This is a genomic window from Chitinophaga agrisoli (assembly GCF_008386695.1).
Lineage (GTDB): Bacteria > Bacteroidota > Bacteroidia > Chitinophagales > Chitinophagaceae > Chitinophaga > Chitinophaga agrisoli.
The window spans coordinates 1,006,659-1,024,835 of the sequence record NZ_VUOC01000001.1 but is presented as its reverse complement, the minus strand read 5'-3'; the positions used below and the strand labels follow the sequence as shown (position 1 = coordinate 1,024,835).

Below are 18,177 nucleotides of genomic sequence, written 5' to 3'. Positions count from 1 at the left end.
ACCCCTTACCGGGCCGGCATGGCACGCAGCCCCCTTCGTCCGGGGCTTGCTGAAACAAACTGGGAATATTGGTAGATCGGGATGAAGAAGGCTACCTGCTGCTGATCTTCACCAAACCTATCCAGGGCTCCTTACCTGGTAGTGCATGGGATCTCTTAATAACTATATATCACCGCAAACGCCCTAGTGCGCGGCAATCCGGGGATTTAACCGTATTAACGCGGAATCCCGCCTGGCAGAGAAATAATTATGTTGACGGAGGTACCGGAAACTGGCCATATACAGGCGGGGATTACTGCCCACCATCGTAAAAGCAGCGGCCGAAAACAACTCTTTGATATAATATTGACGTGAGCTGTAAGATCCCGCAGAGGGCCGCTCAGTCGCCAGCGGTTCCTGTATGACCGGTTTCGTTTGTACGCCTAATATCCGCTTATCGCAGGAATGTGCCCACACAATAAACCCTGAAAATGCCAGAAAGGTCATCAAAGTACGCATATGCAAATTAGATCTGGTGATTAAAACTCAAAAGCCGTTAAAGCGTATCCCAACGGAAAAAGGATACTGTTCCAACCCATAGTCGTGCAATGGGGTGAAGGCAAAGTTACCATATAATTTAACAGGCCCGTAGCCCAGTTCGCTCGTTATTCCAAAACGCCATTTGTTCAGGTTAAAATCATCAGTACGCTTGATCTTGCCACGTTCCTCACTGATCTGCTTAGTACGGGATTTCACCAGGTAACCTCCCATTACGCCCAGGCTCACATCAACAGAACGTCCGGGCCTTGCCGGGTTGGAAGTATAGTTTAACATCAACGGTACGCTCAGGTATTCAGCAAACAATTTATTCTTTGAAAAGCTCACCGTATCCCGGATGATCTGGGTGGGGTAACCAGGCACATAGGTAATATTGCGCACATACCGGTAGTTGTTCATCTCCACGCCCAAAGCATATATCAAGTTCAATTTATGCTTATAGATATTCAGGCGCTGCATCAGTATCCAGATATTTACATTGATGGATTTACCGGGGATCAGCTTAAACTCATCAGGCGTAAGGGGCGCGCTGGCGGCACGGGGGGCAAACGTGTTCAAGCCATAAGCCGTATAATCATAGGACTTATTAAGCAGCATGGCATAGGAAGGGGCAGCAGAAGCAAATAAGGCGGCAGAACCGGCGCCGGCATAAGCACTGCGGTCCATATAGTTATTAAAGCCAAGGTCTAGCACAAACCAGCGGGTATGCAGGTTCTTTTTGAGTTTATTACGGGCATAGGCCGTATCATTATAGAATTTATAGGAGTTCTTCCCCTTCGCATCCTTGCCTTTTATGATGATCAGCCCTTTTATCTGGATGGTATCTGCAGTAGCAGCAGGAGCAGTTGTCTGACCCTGCGCCTGCCATGTCATTATCATTATGATCCAGAGTAGAATTATATGCTTCATAAGTTTCAAAGTTTGCCTCCCGCCATACCATTTAGTAAATATCCCATCTGACGGTTTCCTGGTTTATTTCTGATGCTTTTTACGGGAAAAGAATTTCGCCACATTAGTAACCCCGTTCAGCAACTTGCTTTCGCTGCTGCTGGAAACAGACATGATCAGCTCTCCCTGTACAGCCGGTGCGGGCGTAGCAATGATCTTCTCTGGCTCCGGCGTACGGGGCAGGCTCGCGGTGCTGGCCAATACCTGGTCATTACCTGCGTTGACTGTCTCCTGTACGGGCATCACTTCGGGTTGCACCTTCTTTTCCAGGTGCTGCTGCACCACATCCGCAGAGGTAGCCCTTGGCTGCGGCAGCTGCGTTAATGGAGGCGTATTATTGTTATTATTATTAACAGTATTATTAGCTACAGGATTGTTGGCAGCAACCACCGCACGATTAACGGTAGCCGGACGATTAGCGGCAACCTGGTCAGGAACCTTACTGGCCCGGGATGCCACATCCTTGCTTTCCGCCTGCGGACGGGCGGCTGGGCTGTTAGCGGCTAACAAAGGACCTTGCTTTTCCTGCGGTAAAGGCTGTTCAACCTGCTGAGGCGCCTTTATCGGGTCTTCCTTCGCATCAGGTGCTGTAGCCGGGGGCTGTGTCGCCGGTACCGGCGCATTATTGGCGGCCATAGGCGCAGGCGCTACAGCCGTTGGCTGGCTGCCGGGACCATGCTGCTGCAGGGGCAGTAGCCAGAAAAGGCATCCTGCCAGTACCGCGGCGGCGGCTCCCCACCACCATACAGGGCGGATAGTTGTACGGCTATGCCAGTACAGTTGTGACTTGCCAGGCATCCGCAGGGCCGGGTCCGGCGTTAACCGCGTACGTTCCAGCAGCTCCAGCGCGCCTTTTAACTCCGGATGCTGACCCAGGAAGGCCTGTACAGCGGTTTCCTCTGCCGGGCTTAACTCCCCGTCAATATAGCTAAGCAGGTAAGTCTCATAATTTTCGGGGGTAATACTGTCCGTATGGCGGTACAGCATCTCTTTCTGCTCAAACACCGGGGTATCGCCGGCCTGGAGGCGCGTAGATTGCCATATCTCCAGTTCCTGCTCCACATGAGGATGTTTCTTCAGGAATGCCTCCAGGGCCGTGCGTTCCGTTTCATTCAGCTCGCCATCAATATAACTCAGCAAAAAAGTTTCGTAATTCTCCAGCGTAATGGTAGCGCTGTGATACAGGGTGTCTTTACGGTCAAACACCTCGTTACGGTCAGGCTGCAGGATGGCAGCCTTATATACCTCCAGCTCCCTGGCCTGTTGCGGGTGCTGCTGCAGGAATGCCTCCAGCGCGGTGCATTCCTCAGGGCTCAGCTCACCATCAATATAAGAGAGCAGGTACTCCTCGTAATTCGATATGTTGATGTCTACAGACAATTATATAACGTTTTCCATTTTGATCAGATAATTCTTAAGATGTATCCGTGCCCGGTGCAGGTACACCTTCACCTGCGAAGCATTCAAATTCATAATGCTGCTGATCTCTTCATAACTGTAACCCTCATAATCCTTCAGCAGTATCAGGGAGCGCTGTACTTCCGTAAGCCGGTTCAGGGCTTTTTCCAGCACATTCTTCGCATTATGTACCCGCTGCTCAGACACCTTCGTCTCCTCCTTGAACTGATCCACCAGCGTAATACGCTTTACCTTACGTACATGGTCGATCATATTATGGTAGGCCACTGTAAAAAGGTATGACTTCGCCTTCTCAAAAGGAACGTCATTACAGTGCTTCCATAATATTTCAAATGCGTTCTGTACCACGTCTCTCGCATCTTCCGTGTGCTCAAGGTTCTTTACTATGAACCGGAAGAGATTGTCCGCATACAGATCCACGCATTTATTGTACTCCTTTTCCGTCATCCGGTGTTGCGGGGATTTTAGTGCTAAGTTCCGACAAATACCTGAAAACAACCAGTTGGTGGTTTGCAGTTAGCAGCATGCAGCCCATAGACCCGCTAAAGATCGCTCAACTAACTGCTCACTGTATAACGTGCAAACTATGAACTAGCCTAAAAAATCCCAGTTTCTACATAGCGTGCCGGAATGCTTTCATTCAATTTATCGCGTAAATGATAGTATTATGACGGAGAGCGGTCCGGAAATGTTACAACCCGGTCAAAGTTTTTGGGGAAAACTGGCAAACGGCGGGTGGAATGCCCAAATGATGCTACATTTATTGTCCTAACATTGTCACATTTTAACGCAAAAGTGTATGAACCAGCAATTCACCGCCCGCTTACAACAGGAACTGGAAGATATCCGGTCCGCCGGCCTGTATAAAAACGAAAGGATCATCACTTCCGACCAGGGAGCTGAAATACAGGTAGGGGGTAAGACCGTTCTCAACTTCTGCGCCAATAACTACCTGGGCCTCAGCTCACATCCGGCTGTGATCGCCGCCGCAAAGGCCGCCATCGATACCCATGGCTACGGGATGAGCAGCGTGCGCTTCATCTGCGGTACCCAGGATATCCACCGGGAACTGGAGCAAAAGATCGCCAAATTCCTGGGCACAGAGGATACCATCCTCTACGCGGCCGCTTTTGACGCCAACGGCGGGGTCTTTGAGCCCCTGTTCAATGAACAGGACGCCATCATTTCCGATGCCCTCAACCATGCTTCCATTATTGACGGCGTACGCCTCTGCAAGGCCCAACGCCTTCGCTATGAGCATAATAATATGGCCGACCTGGAAGCCAAACTCCAGGAAGCAGCCGGCGCCCGCAGCCGCATCATCGTTACAGATGGCTCCTTCAGCATGGACGGTACCATCGCCCAGCTGGACAAGATCTGTGACCTGGCCGATAAATACAACGCCATCGTAATGAGCGATGAAAGCCATTCCTCCGGCTTCCTGGGCAAAACCGGTCGCGGCACCCACGAATACCGCGGGGTAATGGGCCGTATAGATATTATCACCGGTACCCTGGGCAAAGCCCTCGGCGGCGCATCCGGCGGTTTTACCAGCGGCCGTAAAGAGGTAATAGATATGCTGCGTCAGCGCAGCCGCCCGTACCTGTTCTCTAACTCTGTGGCTCCCAGCATAGTAGGCGCCTCCATTGCCGTGCTGGATATGCTGAGTGAGACCACCACCCTCCGCGATAAACTGGAATACAATACCCAATACTTCCGTAGCAAAATGACCGCCGCCGGCTTTGACATAAAACCCGGCGACCATCCCATCGTACCCGTAATGCTCTATGATGCGGTGTTAAGCCAGCAGTTTGCAGACAAACTGCTGCAGGAAGGCGTTTACGTGATCGGCTTCTTCTTCCCGGTAGTGCCCAAAGGCCAGGCCCGCATCCGCGTACAGCTAAGCGCCGCCCATGAGCAGGCCCACCTGGATAAAGCCATTGCCGCATTTACCAAAATAGGTAAAGAGCTAGGCGTGATCAAAGAACAAGTAGCCTGATTAGTTGATTTGCTGATAAATAGGATAATTTATGATATGCCGCATCCGTTATGGTGCGGCATATTTCTTTTAACCAGAGCCCATTCAGCCATCTTGAGCAGCAGACAAATCCCCTCTCTCCCCTCTTCCTGCCTGAAAAATACTACGGTTTCATAGCGGTTTCACCCGGTTTTCACCACAATATCTATACTTTTGCACCAATCAATTTTAAACTGCAGATGAAATACTCCGGCTGGATCTGGCTGATGGCGCTCGTTTTACTGAATGCCTGCGCTCCCAACAACGTTACGGAAGAAAAGGACTGGGAAAAGTACTTTACACAGAACAAGGTAGAAGGCTGCTTTATGCTGTTTGATAACAGTAAAGGCACGTTTAAGGTCTACAACCTGGACCGGGCCAAGGAACGTTTCCTGCCGGCTTCCACCTTCAAGATCTTCAATGCCCTGGTAGGCCTCGAAACCGGTGTGATCAAGGATACAGCCATGGTAATTCCCTGGGATGGCGTTACCCGCAGCGTACCGGAGTGGAACCAGGACCTGAGTATGCAACAGGCCTTTAAGGCATCCGCTGTGCCCTATTTCCAGGAAATAGCCCGCCGCATCGGTAAAGACACTATGCAGAAATGGCTGGATACCGTTAAATACGGCAATATGAAGATCAGCCGCGTAGACACCTTCTGGCTCGATAATTCCCTCCAGATCTCCCCGGATGAGGAACTGGGCTTCGTAAAGAAACTGTACTTCGATGGGCTGCCGTTTAATAAAACATCTATGCAGGCCGTTCGTGAGGTAATGCTCATGGAAAAAACAGGCAAGTACGAGCTCCGTTATAAAACCGGCTGGGGCCGCAGCGGGCCTAAAGAAATAGGCTGGATCGTAGGCTGGGTAGAAGAAAACGGCCACCCCACCTTCTTTGTACTGAATATCGAATCCGAAAACCACCAGATCGATATGCGGAACATCCGGATGAATATCCTGAAAGGCATTTTAAGCGAGGAAGGGTATTTTAAAGGCATGAAATAACGGGATAATAGTTAAATTTAAGTTAGTAGCCCAGGAGGCGTAAAGCAAAAGGATAATATTTAAATTTAAGCACGTAATCCAAAAGGCGTAAAACAAAAGGATAGTATTTAACTATAAGTAAGTGATCCAGGAGGCGTAAAGCAAAAAGAGTAATATTTAAGAAGCAATATAAGGGGGCTCAGTCGGCCGCAGGCCAATAGAGCACATGGCCACTGCCAACTGAGCCTCCTGCTTTAACCGGCGCTTACCGCTGATGGCTTTAGCGCCCAAAGCGCCGGCAGCACATAAACCCACTAAACAGCGGTTTTTCGTTTACCTTTTCAGGACAACCGCTCTATTTCAAATACGCCTCTAATGCTATTTTACCCCACATCAACTCCATATAAAGTCCACCTTAAGTCCACCTTTTCTCCACGTCCATCCCCTGTGTGTCTGCATGTTGCTCCCTATTTGCTCCGTGGGTAATATACTACCACCATAGCATCCATTCCATCCCCCTATAACATATCCACCTGCCTTTTACTGGCATTACCAACATACGGCCTTCGCATATCCTCCCATCCTGTCCACTCCCAAGCCATTTGCACATCTGCAAATCTGCACATCCGCACATTTTTTCGCCCAATACCGTTAAAAAACTCATAAATCCCGGTAAATCCCCTCTGTAAAACGTGGCAAAAAAATTATATTTGAGCCATATGTTACGTTTTCAGCATAGTGAATATTTATGGGCCCTGGCCCTGCTGCTCGTACTCCAGCTGGCTTTTATCAGCGTATCCTGGTGGAAACGCCGCTCCATCCGCAGATTGGGCGACCCTGCCCTGGTAGAACAGCTGTTCCAGGGGTATAGCCGTCGTTTATTCGTACTGAAGTTCCTGCTGCTGTTCCTGGCCTTTTTCTTTGGGGTGATAGCCCTGGCCAACCTGCAGAAAGGCAGCCGTATGGAAAAGATCACCCGCAAGGGTGTAGATGTGGTGATAGCCCTGGATGTGAGCAAGAGTATGCTCGCCTCTGACATAAAACCAGACCGTCTTACCCGCGCTAAACAGCTCATCAGCAAACTGATGGACAAGCTGGATAACGATCGCATTGGCCTGGTGGTGTTTGCAGGCAACGCATACCTGCAAATGCCCCTCACTATCGACTACTCCGCCGCCAAAATGTACCTGGGCACCGTTAACCCGGACATGATCCCTACACAGGGCACCGCCATCTCCCAGGCCATCCAGGTCAGCAACGATGCCTTCAACAAAAAAGAACGTAAACATAAGTCGCTGATCCTCATCTCCGATGGCGAAGATCATGACGAAGGCTCCCTGGCCAAAGCCCGTGCGGCATTCGAAGACGGCGTGGTGATCAATACCATCGGTATTGGCTCCCCCACCGGCGCCCCCCTCCCCGATCCGGAAACCGGCGCTAACAAAAAGGACAAAGACGGCAATATCATCATCTCTAAACTGAACGAAACCGAGCTCAAATCTGTAGCCGCCGCCGGCAAAGGCATTTATGAGCACCTGGATAATAATACCGAAGAAGTAGTGAACTCCCTGGTAAATAAGATCGATAGCATGGAGCAGAAAGAATTTGGGGAGAACATTTTTACAGACTATAACAGCTTTTTCCATTACTTTATCGCTATCTGCCTGCTCCTGCTGGTGGCGGAATTCTTTATTCCGGAAGTAAAGCGCAGGAAAGAAGAAGTGGTAACCCTTATCAAAGAATGATCATGCACATACCTGAGATAACATACCGTATGCTTACTACCGCCGGCCTGTTATGCCTGTGTACAGGCGTATGGGCGCAAAGCGGCAACAAATACATCCGCAAGGGTAATGAGCTGTATAAAAAACAGCAGTTTACGGATGCGGAAGCTAATTACAAAAAGGCGCTGGAACAGAACCAGCAGTCAGATATTGGCCGCTATAACCTGGGCAACTCCCTGTATGAGCAAAAACGTTTTGACGATGCCCGCTCCCAGTACGCCAACAGCGCAAAACTGGCTAAGGACAAAACCGTAAAGGGAGACGCCAATTACAACATTGGCAATACCTATATGGAGGGCAAGAAATGGGACGAAAGTATTAAGTCGTATAAACAGGCCCTTAAACTGAACCCCGCAGATGAACAGGCCCGCTATAACCTGGCCTATGCCCAGGCTATGCTGAAAAAGCAACAGCAGGGCGGCGGCGGAGACAATAAAGACAAACAGGAGAACAAAGAAAAGGATAAGCAGAAACAGCAGGAGCAGAATAAGAACGACCAACAGAATAAACAGCAGAACAAAGACCAGCAGCAACAGGACAAGGAGAAAGAGCAGCAGGATGAGAAACCCCAGCCGCAACCCAGCAAACTGGATAAGCAGGAGGCAGAACAGTTGTTACAGGCCGCTCAACAGTCCGAGAAGAAGCTGCAGGACAAAATGAAGAAAATAAAAGGCCAGGTAGTGCCCGTTGAAAAAGATTGGTAATTAATTTGATGTGGTATATGGAAAGCATATACCATGTTGGATACCCATGAAATAATCCTCCGTTTAGTGGTGTCCGCCGTCCTGGGCGGCCTGGTAGGGCTGGACAGGGAGCGGCTGGAGTGGGCGGCAGGCCTCCGTACCCATATGCTGGTATGCCTGGGCGCCACCCTCACCATGATCGTTTCCGCCTTTGGCTTTGGCGATATCCTGGGCCTGAACTTACCACACGTGATATTGGACCCGTCCCGTGTTGCCTCCCTGGTGATCAGCGGCATAGGTTTTATAGGCGCCGGCACTATCCTTTTCCTGAAACGCAAAGTAATTTATGGCCTTACAACCGCCGCCGGCCTCTGGACAGTAGCCGCCATTGGCCTGGCTGTAGGTGGGGGCATGTATATAGCCGCCATTACGGCTACTGTTATTACCCTGCTCATACTCATCGTCATCAAACAGGTAGAGCGCCGGTTCTTCAGCAGCAATAAAGACCGCAGCATCCGCATTGGCTTCATTAATACCCAGCTCACTATCGCCTCCATTGCAGACCTGCTGGAGCAGCATCACCTCAACTATGACGAAATAAACCTGGAACAACCGGAAAAAGGACACGCCCACGAAATGGAGATCGTGCTGAATAAAACAGCCAACCAGCGGGATATTATTAAGGTAATGGATGATTTACGCCAGCTGGATGGGGTGAAGGAAGTGAACTTTAGCAGTTTATAAATAATACGAACCTACTCACCAAAGTCCAGGCTTTCTGCCAAATAGGCCACTGAGCGCCTCTCGCCTCCAACAACCTTCTGCCCGGCCCCTTACTGCGGAACAGCCACCGCCCGGCCGCATCTAACTCTGGCGATAGAGCCACCAGATATTGCTACAGCATTGCAAAAGCCGGCATAGCGCACATATCATACAGGACCTCACCTTCCTGATGGAACCCCTCCTGTATGCCTCTTGAACTCCTTTATAAAATGCGGCTGATCATAATATCCATGCTCCAGTGCAAGACAGGTAAGATTCCCCGGGTAATCTTCCATGCTAAAATATGCATGCAGGAAACGGATCGTATTAATATAAACCTTAGGTGTAATGCCCAGCTGGTTTTTAAAATTTCGTTCCAGCCACTTATAATTCACCCCAAATTCTCTACACAATGTTTGTACACTCAGCTGTCCCTTGCTTTGACGTATCTGAACCGCAGCAGCCCGTACCAGATACGCTGCCTGCGGCTGTATTGGTAACTGCCTCCGGAGAAAAGTATCCAGCACGGCTGCCTGCCCGCGCGGATTGCCGGTATTGCGTATAGCAGCTGCCAGCGCCAGACCGTCAGCCCCCCATACATCTGCCATCGCAACCAACGGCGACCTGGTTATGGACAACAATGGCTGCTGTAGCAACTGGTATAAACCATTACAGCTAAACTTAACCACCAGCAACCGCATTCCCTGTGGCCACGCGGATATATAGGTATTCTGCAAACCATAACAACAGAAAAAAGCCTGTTCCAACGTAATGGCATTACCGCCTGTGAAGCTGATCGTATACGGTGCATCCAGCAGGAATAACAACGCCGGCTCTCCGTCCAGCGTAGCCCAGAGCGGCGTGTTCCCCTCACTGCAGGTATACCAGTAATAGCCGCACACAATCTCCCTTAGTGCCGCCGCAGGCGCTACAACGCTGACCTTCTCCCGGAATATATGTGCTAACAGGTCTACTGGCATGTTACAAATTTATGTCTAAAATCTACTATTACGGCGGGGCCGTTTGCGCTTGCTTTGCAGTATGATATTACCAATTGTAGCCTATGGCGCAGCCATCCTGCGCACCGCCGGCCAACCCGTAACACCGGAAGAGCCTGGCCTGCAACAACTGATAGCCGCCATGTGGCGCACCCTTGATAACGCCGGCGGTGTGGGCCTGGCAGCACAACAGGTAAATAAGGCTTTACAGCTGTTTATAGTGGATAGTACCAACACTGTAGAAACAGGCGGCATCCGTCAGGTATTCCTGAATGCGCGGATCCTGGAGTATAGCGCCCAGACCAGTACAGATACAGAAGGCTGCCTGAGTATCCCCGGCATTTGGGAAGAGGTACCCCGCGCGGAAAGTATTACCATTACCTATACAGATGAGCATTTTACGCAGCATACCCGCCGCTTCACCGGCCCTACGGCCCGCATGATCCAACATGAATATGATCATACCCGGGGAAAACTTTACCTGGATCATCTGTCCTCCTTACGCCGGAGATTATTACAAAGCAAACTACAGCATATTATAAAAGGCCGGGCCAGTAGCGCCTACCCTATGCGGTTTTCATAAATGTAGAAGGCCCGCAGCAAAAATATTGGTCCCGCTACAAGAGCATTGGCCTCACAGGCGTTGATCCCTCATTCATTGGTCGCTCAGGCATTGCCCCGATCATTGCCCCTCAAAAAAACGGGCCCCGCCAGAAGACGGGGCCCTTTCGATCATTATGCCATTCTATAGGTGCTAAAAATTATTCCTTTTCTTTTACTGCCTGCAAAGCGGCGCCCTCCCTGATCTCATCGCTGGCATTTTTTACCAGCACATCGTTATCTGCCAGGCTGCCAAACACTTCTACCATGCCGTTGTATTCATTACCACGCTTTACGGGTACCCATTTTGCTTTGTTGCTATCGATCTTTATTACGAATACTTGTTCTGAATTGCTTACCAGTGCACTCTTGGGCACTACATATACATCTTTCTGACCGGGCAGCGGCAGCTGAGCCTCTGCATACATACCGGGCAGCAGTTTTTTATCCTTATTGTTGATGTCCATTTCCAGCGTTTCCGTACGCAGACGCGTATCCAGGCTACCGGCCACACGGGCTACATGGGCAGTGAAAGTATCGCCCGGTAAGGATTTTACGGTAAAACGCACATCGCCCGCCGCTTGCAGATCATCCGTATAAGACTCCGGTACGGCTACAGACAAACGCAGTTTGGCCTGCTCCTCCAGCCGGAACATAGGCAGGTCGCCGCCCTTACCGCCAGGGCCTACATAAGCGCCGGGGTGAACGTTACGCTGGCTGATCACGCCACTAAAAGGCGCGCGTATCACCAGGTAATTGATCATTTGCTGCACTTCCTGCCAGGCAGATTTGGCGGCCAGCCATTCAGCGCTGTCCGCGCTCATTTTCGCCTGGGCCATCTCCAGGTCGTTGGGCGATATCGTGCCCGGTACCTTACTGGTCTTCAGCATCCTGTTATAAGTTGCCTTGCTGGCCTGGTAAATAGCTTCGCGGGTATGCAGTCTTGATTGGGCCGTGAGCAGCTGGCTGTTCATCTCTGGCGCTTCCAGGGTGGCCAGCACCTGCCCGGTGGATACCTGGCTGCCCAGGTCCACATTCACCTGCTTTACGTAGCTGTTTAATTTGGCATACAGATCCGCAAACTGAAAGGGTTTTATCTCGCCTGGCAGCCGTAATACATTATCCAGCTGGCCTTTCTGTAGTATAAGGGTCTTTACCTGCACGGCGGCATCGCTGCTGCTTCCCTCCTCTTCTGCATGCGTACCATTACAGGCTGTCGCCAGCAGCGCCATTAGCGGCATACTTAACCACCACAGGCGTTTGCGGCTATATTGTTGTATGTTCATCTTACTTGTATTATCACTTTGTTTAACCCACATAATAATGTTCGCTGTGTACATCATCCGGATCCAGGGATACGGACTTGGTACCGGCTTTCTGCTGCAGCCAGGAGAAAATAAGCGGCAATATCAGCAGCGATGCTACTGTAGATGCTAGCAGCCCGCCTATCACCGCACGGCCCAGCGGCGCCGTCTGATCGCCTGCTTCGCCCAAACCGCTGGCCATGGGTATCATACCCACCACCATGGCTATACTGGTCATCAGGATAGGCCGTAAACGGATAGATACGCTATCCATAGCAGCTTTACGGGCATCCCCCGTTTCCAGCCGAAGCTTCTCCGCATTGGTTACCAGCAGTACCGCATTGGCCACAGATACGCCTACAGACATGATCATGCCCATATACGATTGCAGGTTAAGCGTAGAGCCGGTAAGCAGCAACATGATCAGCGAACCTGCCAGCACCGCCGGTATGGCGCTTACCACCACCAACGCCGCCCTGAACGACTGGAAATTGGCCGTAAGCAGCAGCAGTATTACCACCGCCGCTACCGCCAAACCGGTTTGCAGACTGTCCAGCGTTTCATCCAGCAATTCTGTAAGACCTCTTTTCTCTACTGTAATACCCCGTGGCGGCTGCCCGGCGCGTTTAATAGCGGCTTCCACATCTTCACTGGCCCGGCCCAGATCCACTTTATGTACACTGGCGCCTATGGAAATGATACGTACCGCGCCTACACGGTCATATTCACCGGCCACAGTATCCGGCTGCAGGGTGGCCACATCGCCCAACAGGGGACGGGTCTTATCCTTGGAGATAGGAATAGCCGCCATTTCAGCCATGCTGCTCATTTCATTCTCCGGTATGCTCACCTGCACAAAGTACGAAGTGGCATTCTTTTCATCCAGCCATATATTCTTCTCCGTAAAGCGGCTGGATGAGGTAGCCGCCGTCAGTGATTTGGATATATCCGTAATACTTACGCCCAGCTGTCCGGCCCTTTCCCGGTCTATATTGATACGGATGGCCGGGTAATTAAGCGGCTGCACGATCTGTATATCCCGCAGATACGGTATCTTCTTGATCTCCGCCATGATCTTCATAGCGTATGGTTTGCTCAGTTCCTGGTTTTTGCCCAGCACTGCCACCTCTATAGGCGTAGCCGCGCCCTGGCTCATCACTTTATCAGTAAGGTCTATCGGCTCAAAGGACATCTTCACATCCGGCAGCTGTTGATGGATGCGCTTGCGGAGACGTTCCTTAAAATCGTCCATATTCACCTTATAATCCTCTTTCATGTTCACCTGCAGTACTGCCTCATTAGGCCCGGCCATAAACAGGTAGATAGGGCTGGTGGAGTAAGAAGATGGGTGCGTGCCTATAAAGGAAGACGTGATCTCTATATTTTTCTCTCCTACTGTTTTCTTCAGGATATCCACTGCCTGCAGCAGCATGGCCTCTGTGCGCTCCAGGCGGGTGCCCTCCGGCGCTTTCAGCCGCAGCTGGAACTGGCCGTTATTAAGTTTGGGCAATATATCGCGCCCAATAAAACTAAAACACAATGCTACCACCGCCAGTATCCCCACCAGGTAAGCGATGGTCACCCCTCTGCGCCGCTGCATCAATGCCTCCAGCCAGCGCATAAACCGCAGCTTAAACCGCTCAAACCGGGAGATCTCCTTACGGTGATCCTCTTCATAATGCAGTTCCTCTGCTATATATTTATCCGTTTTGCTGCTGGTGGTTTTGCCGGCTTTTACGTGGTGATGGCTAAACTTTTCCGGCTTCAGTATCCAGTTGGATAGTACCGGCACCAGCGTTTGCGACAGCAGGTAAGAAGCGATCATGGAAAAGCCGATAGCCAGTGACAGCGGCAGGAACATAGCGCGGGGCACGCCCTTCATGGTAAAGGAAGGCGCAAACACCGCCAGTATACAAAACAGGATCAGCAACTTGGGAAACGCTATTTCAGCACAGGCGTCCCAGATGGCTTTGGCCTTGGGTTTACCCATTTCCAGGTGCTGATGTATGTTCTCTATGGTCACCGTAGACTCATCCACCAGGATCCCAATGGCCAGCGCCAGTCCGCTCAGCGTCATGATGTTGATGGTCTGCCCTGCCAGGCGCAGGCCCATCACCCCAATGATGATAGATACTGGTATGGTCACGATCACGATCAATGCGCTGCGCCGGTCACCCAGGAACAGCAGTACCATCAGGCCTGTAAGCACGGCGCCTATCACCCCCTCGCTCACCAGGCTGCGCACGGCATTTACTACGTACACGCTCTGGTCAAATTCAAAGATCACTTTTACATCTTCTGGTAATAGCTTCTGGATCTCCGGCAGGGCGGCCTTTAGGCCTTTCACTACAGACCAGGTAGAAGCATCCGCTGTTTTGATCACCGGCATGTACACAGAGCGTTTGCCGTTGATGATGGCATAGCTGGTGGTAAGGTCCGCCGCATCCTCTACCTTGGCTACATCGCGCAGGTATACAGAGGGGCCGCTGCCCATCACCAGGGGTATGTTCTCAAATTCTTTTATCTGGCGTACAACGGTATTACTGGGTGTTAGATAGTTCACATCGCCTATACGCACATTACCGGCGGGTGATATCTGGTTATTGTCTTTTACGGCGGCTACGATCTGATCCGGGGTAAGATGATGGCTCCGCATCAGCGCAGGGTCCACATGTATCACCACCGTACGGTTATTACCGCCAAAGGCGGCCGGCGAGGTAAGGCCCGCCACCCGGGAAAAGGATGGACGGATCACCGTCATGGCCAGATCCTGTAATTCATTGTTACTACGGGTGGCGCTGCTTAATGCCAACTGGCCAATAGGCAGCGTAGAGGCGTCAAAGCGGATAACAAACGGTGGTTGCGTGCCGGGTGGCATAGACGCAAACGCCCTGTTAGCCATCGCCGTTACCTCCGACGCTGCCTGGGCCATGTTGGTACCTTCGTAGAAGGTCAACTTAAGCATGGTTAATCCCTGAATATTTTTGGTCTCAATGGCTTTAATACCGGTTACATATAAGAACAGGTTCTGGTAGTTGGTAGAAATAAACCCTTCCATCTGCTGCGGCGACATACCGCCAAAAGGCTGAGATACATAAATAGCCGGCAGGTTCAGATCAGGGAAGATATCGATCTTGATATCGCGCATAGAGGAGATGCCGAAAAAAAGCAGACCTATCACAATTACAATGATGGCTATCGGTTTCTGTAAGGCGGCTTTGATCAGGTTCATGTATAGTGCGCTTGTATAATGGTCACAATTGGTTTAAAAATATATTCAGATCACCCGCAACAGCAGCTTTCAGTAACAGGGCCTGCCATACGCCATTGTAGGCCAGGTCCCGGTCTGTTTCCGCCCGGTTAATATTGTATAAGGCCTGGGCCAGATCGGCAATGTTAGACAAGCCGTTCTCGTACAGGGTGCTCTTTTGAAGGAAAGCGTCGCTGGCGGCTTTTACGCCCAGGGGCGCCTCATTGTATTTACGCATGGCATTCGTGAGCTGTACCTGGGCCAGCTGCAGCTGATGCGTGAGCCGGCTATGCACCAGGTTATACTCATTCTTTAAACCGGCGGTATTATAATCCTCGCGGGCTACCTGGGCACGGGTGCGTACCAGGTCCGTCACCGTCCAGGTAAGATTAAGGCCAAACAGGTAATTGGTACGGGTAGGTTTTGCGCCATCCCACCAGCCGCCGTTAAAATGTGCCTTATCTGCCGTATTAAGACCATAGTCCGGGTTAAAACCGGAGCCACGGGTCTGCAATACGCCCATCACGCTCAGGCGGGGCATCACATTACGGCTGATGAAACGGCGGTTGCTTTCACTCAGTAATATGCGGCTGTTATAGAATTGCAGTAAAGGTTGCTGTTTTAGAACGGAGTCGGTTGCAGGGGAGGGTTGCATCAGCTCCGGCGGTATCCGTGTTACAAAAAAGGTGTCCAGGGTAAATTGCTGGGGCGGTACATCCAGTACTTCTGCCAGTTTGTTATGCTGGGCGGCTTCATAGTTCTCTGCATCTATCAGGGACAGCCGCGCCTTGGATACCTCCGCATTGGCAATGCTGCTGTCTACCCCGGCATTAAGGCCATTCAGCGCCCGGCTTACGATCAGGCGTTGCAGGTCTTCTGCCCGCTCCAGGTTCGACTGCATGGAGTGGCTCAGCCGCTGGGCGGCCAGCAGGTTCAGATAGGCGCCGGCTATGCGGGTCTGGTGCTCGAATTTCTCCTGCTCCAGGTCCGCCGTATTAGTGGCATATTGTTGTTTGGCCAGGTCTACTTTTGCCTGTTTGCGGCCAAAGGTCACCAGGTCCCAGGAAATATTAGCCAGGTACACGCTGCCAAAAGCGGCGTTCCAGTTCTGCGAAGGCAGGGGCGGGCCGGAGGCGCTGGTGGTCAGACCGTTGATCCCCCACAGCGGGCCGTTCTGCCCGTTAATAGTGCCGTAAGTGTTCTGCGCATCCAGGTTCAGATTGGGCAGGTACTCTTTTTTGGTAACGCTGATATTAGCTTCCGCTGCCTTGGCGTAGTTTTCCCTGGCTTTGATGGACTGATAGTTGTTCAGCCCCATCTGCAGGGCCTCTGCCAAAGTAAGCACATGCGATTGCGCCCAGGCCGGCGTACCCAGACCGACGGCTGCCACACAGTATAAATAAACCTTTTTGCGGATGTTCATAAATTTTACGAGCGTAACCAAAGTTGATCAAACGGCAGTAACAAGCAGGTATAAGAAAGACGGGTGCACTGACATTAAACTCATTGTTCCGGTTAGGTATGCCATTGACTACAGACTTATTGTTTGCCGACTGATAGCTGCCAACGACTGCCAGCTAATAAGGACAGTGCGTTAAAACCATCGCAAAAATAACTGGCGTACCGGGTTCTTGTTTGGACAAAATAACCATAACCATGGATTATTTGAACATCACATCCCGGAAGTCCTGCGGAGCAATCCCGGCATGGTTTTTAAAGAAGCGGCTAAAGTAGGCAGGGTCTTCAAAGCCTAGCTCATAGCTGATCTCCTTCACACTTTTATGACTAAAGGATAATTTGCGTTTGGCCTCCAGCACCAGCCGGTCATGCAGCAGCTCCGTAACGGTCTTGCCCGTTTTTTCCCGGGTGATCTCATTCAGCCGTTTAGGCGTAAGCGCAAAAGCAGTGGCATAAAAAGTAACCTGGTGCTGTACACGGAAATTTTTCTCCAGCAGCTGCCGCAGGTGCACTACCCGTTCATCACCCCGTAGGGGTGCTATCGCCTTGGCGGCATTGCGCTTCTTCTCCCTTTCCGCATGCAGCAGGAAAGCGTTGAGATAATGTTTGATGATGCTCCGGTTGCTGCCGGTGCCATTCTTCTCACGGTACATGAGCTCCGTAAGCAATTGCAGGGCCGGCGCCGCCCGGTCGCTGATATAGATAGGCCCGTAGCCGGATGCCGTATCAAAAAGATGGGTAAAATCGTACAGGGTTTCCCGTTCCTGCTGGTTGCTGAAGTAGAACTGCTCCGTAAAAGTGATGGCATGGCCCTCCTTACGGCAATCCAGCAACTGATGCACCTGCCCGGGCTCCAGCAGGAACAGCATATTGTCTTCCAGCTCATAGGATACAAAATCCACTATATGCTGGCCACTGGCTTTGGTAAACCAGATAAGCTGGTAATGGTCATGGCGGTGTGGTAGCCGGGCCAGCTCACTGTTAAAGCTGCCCAGCGGGAAAATATTGAACTGCCCGGTAAAAGGTAAATGCTGATAAGGTATGTCAATATCTCTGCGTAGCATATCCTCCAAATGTACGGCAATCAGGGGCGCTTGGGTTGCCGCTCATACAATATAACAGTCGTTAACACTTCCCCATCACCCAGCCACCAGGTTACCTCACTTGCACTGCAACTGCTTAGCAACGTTACTGCAACTGCATGTAAACGTTACACCCTACCACCAAATGCCTCCTGGCACATTTCCCCTGGCACATCCCCTCCTTCACGCGCCCCGGCATTATCTCCCTACAGCCTCCCCCTCTCGCCTTACGTGCATACCGCGTTGCCGCCAGGTTCCTCAGTGGGGCCTTGGCTGGCGCGGTTTCCTACAGCCTGCCTGCCAAACGGCCAACCAGCGGCAGGCGCAGCCCCACAGAGGAACACTGCGGCAT

At 51.3% G+C, this 18,177-nt stretch carries 14 protein-coding genes; 6 read left to right on the top strand and 8 right to left on the bottom strand.

Features of this window, described 5'->3' with window-relative positions; genetic code table 11:
- Positions 1-525: 525 nt before the first annotated feature.
- From F0L74_RS04250 to F0L74_RS04240, 3 genes are all read right to left on the bottom strand, one after another.
- On the bottom strand, positions 526-1,446 hold the full coding sequence (locus F0L74_RS04250) for an outer membrane beta-barrel protein (RefSeq protein WP_149836573.1): 921 nt from the start codon (positions 1,444-1,446) through the stop codon (positions 526-528).
- Between the two features lie 63 nt (positions 1,447-1,509).
- Positions 1,510-2,865 carry a hypothetical protein gene (locus F0L74_RS04245; protein ID WP_149836572.1) on the bottom strand — a complete coding sequence of 452 codons (1,356 nt, stop codon included), beginning with the start codon at positions 2,863-2,865 and terminating at the stop codon, positions 1,510-1,512.
- Positions 2,866-3,351, bottom strand: coding sequence for an RNA polymerase sigma factor (locus F0L74_RS04240; RefSeq protein WP_149836571.1), 486 nt, complete (start codon positions 3,349-3,351; stop codon positions 2,866-2,868).
- Between the two features lie 352 nt (positions 3,352-3,703).
- Here F0L74_RS04240 and kbl point away from each other — a divergent pair, with 352 nt between their 5' ends.
- The 5 genes from kbl (at position 3,704) to F0L74_RS04215 (ending at position 9,115) form a co-directional block, all read left to right on the top strand.
- Complete coding sequence (gene kbl, locus F0L74_RS04235; RefSeq protein WP_149836570.1) at positions 3,704-4,903, top strand: glycine C-acetyltransferase; 1,200 nt, start codon at positions 3,704-3,706, stop codon at positions 4,901-4,903.
- A gap of 50 nt (positions 4,904-4,953) precedes the next feature.
- Positions 4,954-5,925: a class D beta-lactamase gene (gene blaOXA, locus F0L74_RS04230; protein WP_246197617.1), complete on the top strand. Its 972-nt coding sequence runs from the start codon at positions 4,954-4,956 to the stop codon at positions 5,923-5,925.
- A 698-nt stretch (positions 5,926-6,623) separates the two neighbouring features.
- The gene (locus F0L74_RS04225; protein ID WP_149836569.1) at positions 6,624-7,649 is read left to right on the top strand and encodes a VWA domain-containing protein; all 1,026 of its coding nucleotides are present in this window, start codon (positions 6,624-6,626) and stop codon (positions 7,647-7,649) included.
- The gene (locus F0L74_RS04220) at positions 7,646-8,392 is read left to right on the top strand and encodes a tetratricopeptide repeat protein (protein WP_149836568.1); all 747 of its coding nucleotides are present in this window, start codon (positions 7,646-7,648) and stop codon (positions 8,390-8,392) included. Before F0L74_RS04225 ends, F0L74_RS04220 begins: the two co-directional genes overlap by 4 nt.
- 33 nt (positions 8,393-8,425) lie before the next feature.
- Entirely contained in the window at positions 8,426-9,115 is a 690-nt protein-coding gene (locus F0L74_RS04215) for an MgtC/SapB family protein (protein ID WP_149836567.1), read from the top strand.
- Positions 9,116-9,312: 197 nt separating this feature from the next.
- Here the strand turns inward: F0L74_RS04215 and F0L74_RS04210 are convergent, their stop codons facing one another.
- Positions 9,313-10,113 (bottom strand): helix-turn-helix domain-containing protein, encoded by an 801-nt coding sequence (locus F0L74_RS04210; protein ID WP_149836566.1) that lies wholly within the window; start codon positions 10,111-10,113, stop codon positions 9,313-9,315.
- Positions 10,114-10,174: 61 nt separating this feature from the next.
- On the opposite strand from F0L74_RS04210, the gene def reads away from it, so the two are divergent.
- Positions 10,175-10,714 (top strand): peptide deformylase, encoded by a 540-nt coding sequence (def, locus tag F0L74_RS04205; RefSeq protein WP_149836565.1) that lies wholly within the window; start codon positions 10,175-10,177, stop codon positions 10,712-10,714.
- Between the two features lie 178 nt (positions 10,715-10,892).
- Here the strand turns inward: def and F0L74_RS04200 are convergent, their stop codons facing one another.
- From F0L74_RS04200 to F0L74_RS04185, 4 genes are all read right to left on the bottom strand, one after another.
- On the bottom strand, positions 10,893-12,017 hold the full coding sequence (locus F0L74_RS04200; protein WP_213086886.1) for an efflux RND transporter periplasmic adaptor subunit: 1,125 nt from the start codon (positions 12,015-12,017) through the stop codon (positions 10,893-10,895).
- 22 nt (positions 12,018-12,039) lie between these two features.
- Positions 12,040-15,267, bottom strand: coding sequence for an efflux RND transporter permease subunit (locus tag F0L74_RS04195; protein WP_149836564.1), 3,228 nt, complete (start codon positions 15,265-15,267; stop codon positions 12,040-12,042).
- A 22-nt stretch (positions 15,268-15,289) separates the two neighbouring features.
- Positions 15,290-16,675, bottom strand: coding sequence for a TolC family protein (locus F0L74_RS04190; RefSeq protein WP_213086885.1), 1,386 nt, complete (start codon positions 16,673-16,675; stop codon positions 15,290-15,292).
- Between the two features lie 271 nt (positions 16,676-16,946).
- On the bottom strand, positions 16,947-17,807 hold the full coding sequence (locus F0L74_RS04185; RefSeq protein ID WP_149836562.1) for a helix-turn-helix domain-containing protein: 861 nt from the start codon (positions 17,805-17,807) through the stop codon (positions 16,947-16,949).
- Between the last annotated feature and the right edge of the window lie 370 nt (positions 17,808-18,177).